Below are 12655 nucleotides of genomic sequence, written 5' to 3'. Positions count from 1 at the left end.
AAAATGGAGCGTTTTAAATAAATTATTTTTGAGTTATCTGGAATAGTAATCCCATGCAGCCCGGCTGATCTGCGCAATGACCAAATCCCGCGTTTTTTCATCTGCAGCCGTGTTGGAAACGAAAGCAACAATGGCAATGTATTTTCCATTTGGCATTGTAACGATTCCTGCATCATTGAAAGCGGCGCTAATGCCTTTGTCGTTCGTGCCGGAAGAACCTGTTTTATGCGCGACTTTTGTATTTTCCGGAAGCAATCCTTTGATACGGTTCAGGCCGGTCGGCGTTTCCGTCATGATTTTCAATAAAAATTCCGTACTGGATTCTGAAAGGTTTTTTCCCTGATGAAGTATATGCAAAAGCTGGATCATGGCAGGCGGCTGGCACCAGTTTGTAAACTGCACATCCCAAGATTTGGCCATTTCAGCTTCCGTCGCCACAATGTTAATGTCTTTTACGCCGAGGTTATGAATATACTTGTTAACGTTCCGAGGTCCGCCGACAAGTTTAAATAAAATATCACACGTATTATTATCGCTTAGGGAAACCGTGTAAATCAGCAGATCCCGTAGAGAAATATCCAGATTTCCTTCAGGAAATTTCTTCTGCAGCGGGCTCCACGTATCCGGATTAAGATCATCTTTTGTCACATGGATTTTCTGATCCAGTGAAAGTTTGCCTTTATCAACCTGATGCAGAACAGCCATTCCCAGAGGGAATTTGAAAACACTCTGCATCGGAAATTTGTGCGCTTTATTCAGAAAAAATGTTTCGCCGCTTTTCAGTTCCATGATCCCGACCCCGACCGTGCCTTGCACCCGTTTTGAAATGGAGTCTATGCTAGCATGTAATTCGTCTTTCTGGGCAACTGAATTTTCCGGTAAAAAAAGAAAACCTGTTATTAATGAGGCTAAAAGGATTCGGAACACGTGTATTTTCATTTGGATGATTGGCTTTTAGCGGTTAGCTTTTAGCTTTTAGCTTTTAGCTTTTGTACTTTCAGGAAAATGAAATGATTTAATGGATTGCTTTTGATTTAGCGGGATGTTTCGTTTGTAATTGTTTACTGACCAAATATTAATCTTTCAGAAAACTTGAACCTAGTCGCTATTTGCTAATCGCTAAAAGCTAACAGCCAACAGCAAAGGACTATCAGCTTTTATCTGCATTTTTATCTTTTTCCTCAATCGTCAGACGAACCAGTTCAATCCGTGTGTCCTGCATGGATACGACCTGAAACAGATACGGCGGAATACTTACAGTGTCATTCACATCCGGCAAATCGCCATAAAAATGGATCAGCATGCCCGCCAAAGTGTCGTAATCGCCTTCCGGCAACTCCCAGCCGTACTTTTCATTCAGATAATCCAGCTCATGGCGGGCGCTGAAAATATAGCTTTCATCATCCAGCTTGCGCTCCGTCCAGTCTTCCGTGGAGTCATATTCATCCTGTATTTCCCCGAAAATCTGTTCGACCACATCTTCCACACTCACCAGCCCCGAAGTTCCTCCGAACTCGTCCACAACCAGCGCCAGACTTCTTCTTTCTTCCAGAAACCGCAGCATCAGATCACTTGCAGGCATGGCTTCCGGCACAATCAGGATCGGTGTAATGATATTGCTGATTTCCCTGGGTTTTTTAAAAAGGGAAAGCGCATGGCAGTAACCAAGCACGTCGTCCACAGAATCGCGGTGCACAATGATTTTGGAATGTCCGCTGGTCAGAAAGATGGTCCGTAAATCTTCAATGCTGGCATTAACATTCACTGCAGAAATCTCGGTTCTGGGAATCATGCAATCCCTTATTCTCAAATCCTTGAAATCAAGTGCATTGATAAACATGCGTTCTTCAATGCTGTGATCATCGAAATCCGGGTCATCCGCAGAAGCCGCATCATCGCGAAGTGAAGCAGAAAGTATGTTTTCCTTGACAAAAGGCTCTACAATCCAGTATAACGGCGTCATAAACCATTCACCCAGCCTGACCGGAAAAGCAGTAAGATCAAGCGTTTTCGGAAAGCTCCTGCCTATTTTAATCCAGCCGGTGTAAGACAGCATCCAGGTAACCGCCAAGCCTACAAACATCAGCAACACAACCAGTTCCTCCTGTAACGTCGTATGCAGGGAAAGAACCGGATAAAGCGCTTCAACTGCAAAAAAGCATCCGAATGCAACGGTTACAAGGCGGATCATGCGAAGAATTCGGCGCCAGTATAACGTCTGGTAAATTTCCTCCGCTTTTTCGTGTCTCCACGAATAGCGGTCCATACTGATGTCCAGCAAAACGGAACGCACTGCTCCGTAATAGCCGGTCAGGATGAAAAATACAACGGTTATACAGAGATATACAATGCTCATTTTTTCACAGTTTTGGCAGATTTGCTTTTAACAGGGTTGGAAACGGAATTTTCTGTTTTTCCGGCCTTTAAAGAGGCTTTAAGCCTGCTGAACTGAAAAAAAAGCAGACATACAATGCTCAGCAGCAGCAGCCAGTAACTTTCAAAAAGCGTAGTGCGGCGGAATTCCAGAACCCATACCACAAAAAAACCGAGCGCAAGCGCAAGTAAGATCGTTCTTGTCAGTCTGGAATTCATGAACCGGAAAATTTAATGTAATCGGAAATCAGCATTTTAATAAGTTTCAAAGATACACAGTTTTGTCATAATGGCTGTACGCGCATAAATCTTCGTTCCGGATCATAATATGTAGTACATATTTCCGCCATTTTCTTTAAAATACCTAACTTGCAGCAATTGACAGACAGTTCATTACTTATATATGAATTGTAAAATAATTTATTGAAAAAATATCCTTTTACTATGAGCGAAACCACAAAACGCTTTGCACCCGGCGTTGTAACCGGTGATGGAGTTAGCGAAATTTTCCGCCATGCCAACGAAAACAATTATGCCCTTCCGGCAGTTAACGTGGTTGGAACCAACTCAGTAAATGCAGTTCTGGAAACTGCAAAGGCAGTAAACAGCCCGGTTATCATCCAGTTTTCCAATGGCGGTGCTATATTTTACGCAGGAAAGAGCGTTCCGAACACCAATCAGCAGGCTGCAATAGCGGGCGGGATTTCCGGCGCCATGCATGTACACCAAATGGCAGAACTTTACGGCGTTCCGGTTATTCTGCATACCGATCACTGCGCAAAAAAACTTCTTCCATGGATTGACGGGCTTCTTGAAGCAGGCGAGCGTTACTTTGACCAGTATGGCAAACCGTTATACAGTTCACACATGCTGGATTTGTCAGAAGAATCCATCGAGGAAAATATCGAGATTTCTTCTAAATATTTTGAGCGTATGGCCAAAATCGGTATGACGCTGGAAATTGAACTTGGCGTTACAGGCGGAGAAGAAGACGGTGTGGATAACAGTGATGTGGACAGTTCCAAGCTTTATACTCAGCCTGAAGAAGTAGCTTATGCTTACGAAGAGCTGTCAAAAATTTCTCCGAACTTTACCATTGCGGCTGCTTTCGGAAACGTTCACGGCGTTTACAAACCGGGTAATGTGAAGCTTCAGCCAAAAATCCTTAACAATTCACAGAATTACATCAAAGAGAAATTCGGAACGGGCGATTTGCCGGTGAACTTCGTATTCCACGGAGGATCAGGCTCGTCGCGTGAAGAAATCCGCGAGGCGATTGAATACGGTGCAATTAAAATGAACATTGATACCGATATGCAATGGTCTACATGGGAAGGAATTCTGCAATACTATAAAGAAAAAGAACCATATCTGCAGACGCAGCTGGGCAATCCGGAAGGCAGCGACTCTCCGAACAAAAAATATTACGATCCGCGCGTATGGCTTCGTAAAGGAGAAGAAAGCATGATCAAACGTCTTAAACATGCATTCGAAGATCTGAACTGCATTAACCAGCTTGGATAATCCGCAATCAGGAACTTACAAAAAAGGCAACCGTAAAAGGTTGCCTTTTTTGTATCTGTGTATCATTCTGCGCCCATAATTCGCTTGCGGTGCGTTGTGCCCCAATTGCGCAGTACGGCAATGACATTCTGAAGAGAGAATCCATATTCAGTTAGTGAGTATTCGACGACAACGGGAATGGCGTTGTAAACACTTCTCTTCACCAGTTCATTTGCTTCCAGATCCCGCAGCTCCTTGGACAACATTTTGTCCGTGATGCCGGGCACTTCCTTTGCAATCTGTGAAAAACGCTTGTTTCCGAACATTAACGATATAATAATCGGCAGTTTCCACTTTCCGCTCAGCACTTCCAGCGCATCACGGACCGGCAGTATACTTTTGGTACACTCACCAAGCGATTTTGTACACGCCGAAGACGCGTGATTTCCAACTTCTTCAGGATTTTCCTTCGTTACTGTATTTTCCATCTTTACCGAACTTATTTAACTATCCTTTTGTATAGTACTTACAAATGTATAGCTTATTTATTTAAGTTTGTGCACTTAAATATCAATTCAAAGAAAAATGAGTGATCTAATCGAAAAATTAAACTGGCGGTACGCTACCAAACGCATGAACGGAACAGCCGTTCCACAGGAAAAACTGGATACAATCCTGGAAGCAATCAAACTTTCGCCTTCTTCAGTCGGACTTCAGCCATATACTATTCTGGTTATTGAGGATAAAGAAACAAAAGAAAAAATACATACCATAGCCAACAACCAGCCTCAGATCCTTGAATCTTCTGCCCTGCTGGTTTTTGCGGCGTGGGAAAAAATTACTGCAAACGACATAACTGAATACATGAATCTGATCGCAACAACGCGCGGTATTTCCGTTGAATCGCTTGCCGGATTCCAGAGCAGCATTCAGGGCGGTATACTGAGCAGGTCGGAAGACGTGAATTTTCAATGGGCTGCCAGACAGGCTTACATTGCACTCGGACATGCATTGGTGGCAGCTGCAACGGAAAACGTGGATGCGACGCCGATGGAAGGATTCAATGCCGAGCAATTGGACGAACTTTTGGGCTTGAGGGAAAAAGGTTTGCGCAGCGTTGTCATTGTGACGCTTGGCTACCGGGATGAGGAAAAAGATCCGTTGGTGCGTGCCAAAAAAGTGAGAAGGCCGCATGATGAACTTTTTATCCGGATTTGATATTCCCTATTGACTTTGACTTAAACACATTCGGTTATGAAAGTAGAAATCTGGAGCGATGTCATGTGCCCTTTTTGCTATATCGGAAAACGCAAGTTTGAGAAAGCACTGGCAGAATTTCCTCACAGGGATAGAATAAATATTGAATGGAAAAGTTTTCAGCTCAATCCGCAGATGAAAACCGAACCGGGCAGGAGCATTAACGATTATCTTGCCGAAACAAAGGGCTGGACGCCGGATTACGCTGAACAGGTTACAGATCATGTTACGAATCTTGCAAGGGAAGTCGGGCTGGAATACAACATGGAAAAATCCGTTGTGGCCAATTCGTTTGATGCACACCGGTTTGTTCAGTTCGCTAAGACAAAAGGCTTAGGCGATGAAGCCGAAGAGCAGTTGTTCAAAGCCTATTTTACAGATGGCAAAAATACAGCCGACCATGAAGTGTTGATTGAACTCGGAACAGCAACCGGCCTTGACGCATCGGAATTGCGGAAAGTACTGGAAGGAACGCGGTTCAGTGACGAAGTGCGTAAAGATATATATGAAGCCCAGCAGGTTGGAGCCAGAGGCGTTCCGTTTTTTGTTCTGGACCGCAAATACGCCGTTTCCGGCGCTCAGCAGCCTGAAACATTCCTAGGTGCACTGGAACAATCTTTTGAAGAATGGGAAAAAGCAAATCCTGCTCCGTTACTGACATTTGCTGATGGCGCCGCCTGTACGCCGGACGGAGCCTGTAAGTAAAAACAAGAATCACGGATAAAAGCAGTGGATCGCAACAGGCGGTTCACTGCTTTTTTATTTTCTTTGAAACCAAACAAATGCGACGGCAGGTGAAAAATTTCGCATGGATCAATATCTGGTACAATTATATACGTATAATTAAGATCAGTAAAATAGTTTCGTCCGAACCATACACTTGACTTTATGCGCTCAGCTTTATTCCTGATTGCTTTTATTGCCATTATCAACACATCTTATGCCGGAGGTATCAGCGGACGGATCACAACAAAAAACGGAGAGCCGCTTCCATATGCAGGCATTGCGGTAAAAGGCACAAGCAACGGAACCATGGCCAATGAAGAAGGCGCTTATGAATTTGCTTTATCGCCGGGTACTTATGAAATTGTTTATCAATACCTGGGCTTTAAAAGTGTTAACAGAACTGTAACCGTAGGCAATGATTTTTCAGAAATCAACATACAACTGGAAGAACAGGCGCTTAACCTGCAGGAGGCAACCGTAGGAAGCGGTAAGGAAGATCCGGCATATACCATTATGCGGCGCGCTATTGCCAAAGCCCGTTTTCACCAGCTGCAGCTACGCGGCTATACCGCAAAAGTTTATTCCAGAAGTACCGCTATTCCAACCAAAATCCCCTATCTCGTAGAAAGCAGGCTGAAAAAAGAAGGCATTCAGGAAGGAAAGGCCATTCTGAACGAAAGTGTGGCAGAAATTAAATACCGCAGACCGAATACGTACAGCCAGAAGATTGTATCAACTCGCAACAGTCTGGATAACAGCATCCCTTCGCCGAATGAATACATTCTGGCCAGTTTGTACAGTCCGGAAATTGCCAATACCATTACGCCGCTTTCACCGAAGGCATTCAGTTATTACAAGTTCGAGTACGAAGGTTTTTTTGAAGATCAGGGCCAGATCGTAAACAAGATCAAGGTGATTCCGAAGGCTTACGGCGAAGGCGTTTTTAAAGGAAGTTTGTTCATTCTGGAAAATCGCTGGTCGATTCACAGCTACGACCTGCAAACAACGACAAGCGGACTGAACATTTCGGCCAAACAGATTTTCAGCCCGGTTCAAAATGTCTGGATTCCTGTAAATCAGCAATTTCGTATTAATGGCAGTTACCTCGGCTTTGCGGGTGAATTCCGGTATCTGGTTTCGATCCAGTACAATAATCTGGATGTTGATCCCAATCTGCGTGAAGACATCGTTATTGCCGATCACAAAAAAGAAAAGATTGCGACAAACGGCCAGCGCAAAAAAAACCTTGAAGAACTGATCAAAGATCAGAAGGAGTTTTCTACCAGAAATTTCAGGAAACTGACGAAGCAATTCGAAAAAGATCAGAAAAAAGAGAATAAAAATGCAAAAAGCAGCCGCCTCGTTCGCCAGGATTCCATCACCATCGATTCCATGGCTAACAAAAGGGATACAACGTACTGGCAGGAACTGCGCCCGATTCCTTTGACAAAATCCGAAGTTTCAAGCTATGTTCTGCAGGACAGCATTCAGGAAATTAAAGAAGCAAAAAAAGTAAAATCACGCCCGGATTCATTGTATTTCAAACCTTTTCATATTGTAACGGGCAATACGTATTCGCTGGGCTCCGGCAAAACCTTTTATTTCAAAAGCCCTCTGCTTTCCATTACGTACAATACCGTTGAGGGAAATGCCATAAACCTGCTTACCGAATGGCAGCGAAAATGGAACAAAGGCTATTTCTGGAGCATACGCCCGCTTGTCCGTTATTCTTTCGGCAGGAAACGCGTTTACGGCAATCTGGAGACAAGCATTGGAAACGAGAAATGGAGCTTTAAGCTTTCCGGCGGTGAAATGGCCAGCCAGATTAATCCGAACAATCCGATTCCGCCGCTTCCCAACAGCATTGCAGCCCGTTTTTTCGACCGCAGTTTCATGAAACTTTATCAGAAGCAATATGCAATGGCCGAGTTTTCACTTTATAACATCGGCGATATTTTCAGCCTGACGGGCAATCTCCAGTACGAGCACCGAAAGGAACTTTTCAATCAGGAAACGGCCCGGCCTATTTTCTTCTGGGATAAATTCAGCTATACGCCAAACCGGCCGGTCAATCGCGAGCTTGCAAATACCGGTTTCAACGAACATAATGCTTTGCTGCTTGATCTTACGGTCAATATTCGTCCGTGGCGCAGATACCTCATCAGAAACGGAGAAAAAAGATATTTGCGGAGCAAAGGCCCTTCTTTCGGGATCAATTACAAATCCGGGCTGGCAGTTGTCGGAGATGTGGATTATTCCATGTTGCAGGCCACGGCTCGCCAGAACCTGAATCTCGGCCCGCGCAGCAATCTGGAATATTTTGTGAACGCAGGTGCATTTCTGAACAAAAGCCAGATTTGCTTTCCTGATTACCGGCACTTTATGGGCAATGAATTTTTCTTTCAATACGCTTATCCGCCGGATCAGTTCAGAATGCTGCCTTATTATTTGTACAGCACATCCAAACGGTTTTTTCAGGTTCATGCCGTCTGGACTTTACAACGTTTTTTGCTAACGAGAATTCAGGCATTGCGCGTAACGGGCATTTCGGAAACCCTGCAACTACATTATCTGAGCGTTCCGGCGATGAACAATTATGAGGAACTTGTTTACGGAATTGATGATATCCTGCGCGTCATCCGCCTGGAAGGCGTCGTACAGTTTCATGGAAGTCAGTATAAAGGGATTGGCTTCCGAATCGGGACGTCACTCAGATTCGGAAGATAATCTCCATATTTTTTACCTTACTTTTTCGGCTTTTAACCTCGGCGATCCTTTGATGATGGACGGATACGAATTATTTTCTGCATTCACATCCGCCATTCTCTGGCTAGGGTCAATAACAATGCGCTGAATATCGGCCAGATTGCGACCAATCGAAAAGGAATATTCCGGATAAGTCCAGCCCCAATCGGATAAAAGCGTTGTTTTTGTATACAGGTTTTCACTTTTTTCACCTCGCATCATTTCCAGCGGAATGTAAAAGTTTTCCTGCGTTCCATCCTTGTAACTTACAACGACATCCAGCGGCATAGGCATCTGTCCTTTTCTTTCCAGCACAATGTCCGTATTGCTTCCGCTTGCAACAACTTCTTTAATGCCATAGTCAATGGTTTTGGTTGTTCCCACAAAATCTTCCCAGTACCAGTCCAGTTCCAGGCCGGATTCTTTTTCCATGATGCGTTTCAGATCGGTCGGGTTCGGATGCTTGTATTTCCATTCGTTGAAATACCGTTTCATTCCGCTTTCCAGTTTGTCTTTGCCAATGATATTACCAAGCTGATTCAGAAAAACGGCCCCTTTGGAATAACTTGCAACACTGTAAGCACGATTGGTATTGTAATGATCGGCATGCGTCGTCAAAGGTTCTTCCAGGCCGGATTTGACCAGATTGATGTAACTCTGCGTCGTGCTCCGCTGCGGATCAGACTTGGAAGGAAACAACTCGGCCATCACGAGATTCTGCGCGTAAGTAGTGAAACCTTCGTCCATCCAGGAGTATTTGGATTCATTGGTTCCCAGCAGTCCCTGAAACCAGCTGTGAATGGATTCATGGACCGTTACGCTGATCAGTGCCGGAAGGTTCAGACGACCGGTTATTAATGTCGCCATCGGATATTCCATGCCGCCGTCACCGCCCTGCACCACAGAATACTGCTTGTAAGGATAACGACCGAATTTTTCGTTCATGATTTTGAAACAGCGTACGGCAAGCGGCTCCATTTCTTTCCAGACGCTGGCAAGCGTGTCTGTCTGGTAAAAAAAGTGCATGTCCAGATTATCGTCCACTTTCAGAATATCATGCTGATAACCACGATCCGCAGCCCACATAAAATCATGGACTTCAGGTGCAATGAAATGCCATGTCAGTTTGTCGCCGGCTTTATGCTTTACTTCTTTTTTGGAATAGCCGTGCCCTATTTTGTCCGGATTCTGAAGATAACCCGTTGCAGCAACAGTATATGAAGCATCCAAAGTCAGTTTTACATCAAAATCGCCCCAGACGCCATAGAATTCCCTGGCAATGTACGGGTTTGCATGCCAGCCTTCATAATCGTACTCGCATAATTTAGGGTACCATTGTGCCATGGAATAATCAATGCCTTCGCTGTTGTCACGGCCTGTACGACGGATCTGAACCGGAACCTGCGCATCGAATTCCAGGTCAAAAGTATGTTGTGTTCCGGGAAGAATCTTTTCATTAAGCGTCACTTCCAGAATTGTCCCTACTTCCTTGTATATTACCGGCTTGCCGTTATGTTTGAGAGAAGTAATACGTTCATATCCGATTTCGGAAGGCGAGAGTTTTGAAATACGATCTTTAACCCGCGAATCCGGATCGCTGATGGTTCTGGAACGGACATCCATCTGGCTTCCCGGCTGAAATGCATTCAGGTACAAATGATAGAATACTTTTCCGAGCGTGTCCGGAGAATTATTGGTATAAGTCAGCTTTTGTGTTCCCTTATACTGATGCTTTACAGCATCAAAATCCACATTCATTTGATACTTAACCCTTTGCTGCCAGCGATTACTTTGTGCGGAAACGGATATTGTAACAGAAGCAAGAAACAGTACTAATAATTTAACTTTCATTCTTAACATTAATATAATAGATAGTCATGCAAAATAGCAGATTTGTGCGGCTTTTGCGGTAAAAAATAATTACGGAACGAAGGTTTTATACTTTGTTGAAAAAAAGAATACAGGAATTTGCCGATCTGGGCATCATTCTCCACACCGGATTCGTGCAAAACCTGCATTCACATTTGATTTAAAGCGTTTTAAACCAAAATACATAAACTACAAGCTTTTGGCATATTATTGGTAAATACCCAATCATAACAATTCATCTGAAACTTAAACTATTTGTCAATCATGCTTAAATGGACTGTAATTTTTCTGATAGTTGCAATTATTGCCGGAGTACTTGGCTTTGGCGGAATCGCTGCCGGGGCAGCTGGAATTGCTAAAGTATTGTTCTTTGTTTTTCTGGTATTATTCGTATTGAGCCTGATCAGCCGCGGAGTCGGACGATCCTGAAATATCAAAAAGCACCACAAATATAAAAAGCGGATTTTCATCCGCTTTTTTGCTATACGTTCATTCCGATTCCTATTCCCATTCAATCGTTGCCGGCGGCTTGGATGAAATATCATATACAACCCTGTTGACGCCTTTTACACGATTGATGATTTCATTGGAAATTTCCGCCAGAAACACATAAGGCAAATGTGCCCAGTCCGCCGTCATTCCGTCAATCGAAGTTACTGCACGCAGGGCAACAACACTTTCGTAAGTTCTTTCGTCGCCCATTACGCCCACACTCTGAACTGGCAAGAGCATCACACCTGCCTGCCATACCTCCTCATACAAGTTCCATTTCCTTAAACCGCCGATGAAAATGGCATCGACCTGCTGAAGAATGGCTACTTTTTCCGGTGTGATTTCTCCCAGAATACGAATGGCTAGCCCGGGACCGGGGAACGGATGACGCCCCAGAATTTTAGGATCAATTCCCAGTGTTTTTCCAACAGCCCTTACTTCGTCCTTGAACAAAGTATTCAGCGGCTCCACGATTTTCAGTTTCATGAAGTCCGGCAGACCGCCCACATTGTGATGCGATTTGATTGTAGCCGAAGGGCCGTTGATGGAAACGGATTCAATTACATCCGGATAAATCGTTCCTTGTCCGAGCCATTTGACTTCTTCGATCAAATGTGCTTCCTGATCAAAAATATCGATAAAGGATTTTCCGATTGCCTTTCTCTTTGCTTCCGGATCGGTTAAGCCTGCGAGTGCTTTATAAAAATGATCTTTTGCATCAACGCCTTTGATATTCAGCCCCATATCCTGATAAGAATGCAGTACTTCTTCAAATTCGTCTTTGCGCAAAAGTCCGTTGTCCACAAAAATACAGAACAGGTTCGGCCCGATCGCCTGATGCACAAGCGTAGCTGCCACCGTAGAATCGACGCCACCGGAAAGTGCCATCACAACACGATCGTTTCCAAGCCGCTGCCGAAGATGCTGTACCGTCTGCTCCACAAATGATTCCGCCGTCCAGTCCTGGCTGCATCCGCAAATATTAACGACAAAATTCTGCATCAGCGTTTTGCCTTCCGTCGTATGGGTTACTTCCGGATGGAACTGGATTCCGTATGTCAGCTCATCCTCAATCTTGAACGCAGCAACCCTTACCGACTCGGTGGAAGCAATGATGCGGAAGTTTTCGGGCTCGCGTACAATGGTATCGCCGTGCGACATCCATACCTGTGAAGATCCGGAAATTCCTGTGAGCAAAGACGAATCGGTGTCATTGATTTCCAGGCGTGCACGTCCGTATTCTCGGAACTGCGAAGGCTTTACTTCGCCGCCAAGTACACTTGCCATCAGCTGTGCTCCGTAGCAAACTCCGAGAACAGGCACAATGCCGCGAAACTTTCCTAAATCAACACTGGGAGAATTTTCATCCCGCACGGAACAAGGGCTTCCGGAAAGAATGACACCTTTTATTTGAGGAGTGAGTTCAGGGAAATTGTTATAAGGATGGATTTCACAATAAACATTAAGTTCACGGACGCGGCGTGCAATCAATTGAGTGTACTGTGAACCAAAATCTAAAATCAGAATTTGTTCAGTCATATATATATGCTATCTAAAACGCAAAGGTAGCCAGATTGCCCGAAATGAAAAAAAAAGGTTCAGGAACAACAAACAGCTTCAACAGTACTTTTCTGTGCTAAAATTTAATTTTTTGAGGCGTCCTTGTTCCAACGACCGCTTGTGTGTATAT

At 44.3% G+C, this 12655-nt stretch carries 11 protein-coding genes; 5 read left to right on the top strand and 6 right to left on the bottom strand.

What is annotated here, in order from left to right; all coding sequences use genetic code 11:
* Positions 1-33: 33 nt before the first annotated feature.
* The 3 genes from bla to FEM55_RS10030 all read right to left on the bottom strand — a co-directional run bounded on the left by bla (position 34) and on the right by FEM55_RS10030 (position 2592).
* On the bottom strand, positions 34-939 hold the full coding sequence (gene bla / locus FEM55_RS10040) for a class A beta-lactamase, subclass A2 (RefSeq protein WP_138281190.1): 906 nt from the start codon (positions 937-939) through the stop codon (positions 34-36).
* Between the two features lie 211 nt (positions 940-1150).
* Entirely contained in the window at positions 1151-2356 is a 1206-nt protein-coding gene (locus FEM55_RS10035) for a hemolysin family protein (RefSeq protein WP_138281189.1), read from the bottom strand.
* Positions 2353-2592, bottom strand: a complete 240-nt coding sequence (locus FEM55_RS10030) for a hypothetical protein (RefSeq protein WP_138281188.1) — start codon at positions 2590-2592, stop codon at positions 2353-2355. Before FEM55_RS10030 ends, FEM55_RS10035 begins: the two co-directional genes overlap by 4 nt.
* A 225-nt stretch (positions 2593-2817) precedes the next feature.
* Here FEM55_RS10030 and fbaA point away from each other — a divergent pair, with 225 nt between their 5' ends.
* A complete protein-coding gene (gene fbaA / locus FEM55_RS10025; protein WP_138281187.1) occupies positions 2818-3897 on the top strand; it encodes a class II fructose-bisphosphate aldolase in 1080 nt (359 codons plus the stop codon).
* A 62-nt stretch (positions 3898-3959) separates the two neighbouring features.
* Here fbaA and FEM55_RS10020 read toward each other — a convergent pair whose 3' ends face one another.
* Positions 3960-4364 carry a winged helix-turn-helix transcriptional regulator gene (locus FEM55_RS10020; RefSeq protein WP_138281186.1) on the bottom strand — a complete coding sequence of 135 codons (405 nt, stop codon included), beginning with the start codon at positions 4362-4364 and terminating at the stop codon, positions 3960-3962.
* Between the two features lie 97 nt (positions 4365-4461).
* On the opposite strand from FEM55_RS10020, the gene FEM55_RS10015 reads away from it, so the two are divergent.
* From FEM55_RS10015 to FEM55_RS10005, 3 genes are all read left to right on the top strand, one after another.
* On the top strand, positions 4462-5094 hold the full coding sequence (locus tag FEM55_RS10015) for an NAD(P)H-dependent oxidoreductase (protein ID WP_138281185.1): 633 nt from the start codon (positions 4462-4464) through the stop codon (positions 5092-5094).
* Between the two features lie 36 nt (positions 5095-5130).
* The gene (locus FEM55_RS10010) at positions 5131-5838 is read left to right on the top strand and encodes a DsbA family oxidoreductase (protein WP_138281184.1); all 708 of its coding nucleotides are present in this window, start codon (positions 5131-5133) and stop codon (positions 5836-5838) included.
* 183 nt (positions 5839-6021) lie between these two features.
* Complete coding sequence (locus FEM55_RS10005; protein WP_138281183.1) at positions 6022-8586, top strand: DUF5686 and carboxypeptidase regulatory-like domain-containing protein; 2565 nt, start codon at positions 6022-6024, stop codon at positions 8584-8586.
* 12 nt (positions 8587-8598) lie between these two features.
* Here the strand turns inward: FEM55_RS10005 and FEM55_RS10000 are convergent, their stop codons facing one another.
* Positions 8599-10455, bottom strand: coding sequence for a M1 family metallopeptidase (locus FEM55_RS10000; protein ID WP_138281182.1), 1857 nt, complete (start codon positions 10453-10455; stop codon positions 8599-8601).
* Between the two features lie 282 nt (positions 10456-10737).
* Between FEM55_RS10000 and FEM55_RS09995 the strand changes: the two genes are divergently transcribed.
* Complete coding sequence (locus FEM55_RS09995) at positions 10738-10902, top strand: DUF1328 family protein (protein WP_138281181.1); 165 nt, start codon at positions 10738-10740, stop codon at positions 10900-10902.
* Between the two features lie 72 nt (positions 10903-10974).
* Here FEM55_RS09995 and guaA read toward each other — a convergent pair whose 3' ends face one another.
* The gene (guaA, locus tag FEM55_RS09990; RefSeq protein ID WP_138281180.1) at positions 10975-12504 is read right to left on the bottom strand and encodes a glutamine-hydrolyzing GMP synthase; all 1530 of its coding nucleotides are present in this window, start codon (positions 12502-12504) and stop codon (positions 10975-10977) included.
* Positions 12505-12655 lie beyond the last annotated feature (151 nt).

The organism is Dyadobacter sediminis (assembly GCF_005860765.1).
GTDB classification, from domain to species: domain Bacteria; phylum Bacteroidota; class Bacteroidia; order Cytophagales; family Spirosomataceae; genus Dyadobacter; species Dyadobacter sediminis.
The sequence above is the reverse complement of the archived record's forward strand: the minus strand, read 5'-3'. Positions and strand labels throughout refer to the sequence as shown.

Bases quoted from the DNA above. Each gene is read 5' to 3' on its own strand.
- bla (WP_138281190.1), bottom strand. From the start codon at position 939: ATGAAAATACACGTGTTCCGAATCCTTTTAGCCTCATTAATAACAGGT.
- FEM55_RS10035 (WP_138281189.1), bottom strand. From the start codon at position 2,356: ATGAGCATTGTATATCTCTGTATAACCGTTGTATTTTTCATCCTGACC.
- FEM55_RS10030 (WP_138281188.1), bottom strand. From the start codon at position 2,592: ATGAATTCCAGACTGACAAGAACGATCTTACTTGCGCTTGCGCTCGGT.
- fbaA (WP_138281187.1), top strand. From the start codon at position 2,818: ATGAGCGAAACCACAAAACGCTTTGCACCCGGCGTTGTAACCGGTGAT.
- FEM55_RS10020 (WP_138281186.1), bottom strand. From the start codon at position 4,364: ATGGAAAATACAGTAACGAAGGAAAATCCTGAAGAAGTTGGAAATCAC.
- FEM55_RS10015 (WP_138281185.1), top strand. From the start codon at position 4,462: ATGAGTGATCTAATCGAAAAATTAAACTGGCGGTACGCTACCAAACGC.
- FEM55_RS10010 (WP_138281184.1), top strand. From the start codon at position 5,131: ATGAAAGTAGAAATCTGGAGCGATGTCATGTGCCCTTTTTGCTATATC.
- FEM55_RS10005 (WP_138281183.1), top strand. From the start codon at position 6,022: ATGCGCTCAGCTTTATTCCTGATTGCTTTTATTGCCATTATCAACACA.
- FEM55_RS10000 (WP_138281182.1), bottom strand. From the start codon at position 10,455: ATGAAAGTTAAATTATTAGTACTGTTTCTTGCTTCTGTTACAATATCC.
- FEM55_RS09995 (WP_138281181.1), top strand. From the start codon at position 10,738: ATGCTTAAATGGACTGTAATTTTTCTGATAGTTGCAATTATTGCCGGA.
- guaA (WP_138281180.1), bottom strand. From the start codon at position 12,504: ATGACTGAACAAATTCTGATTTTAGATTTTGGTTCACAGTACACTCAA.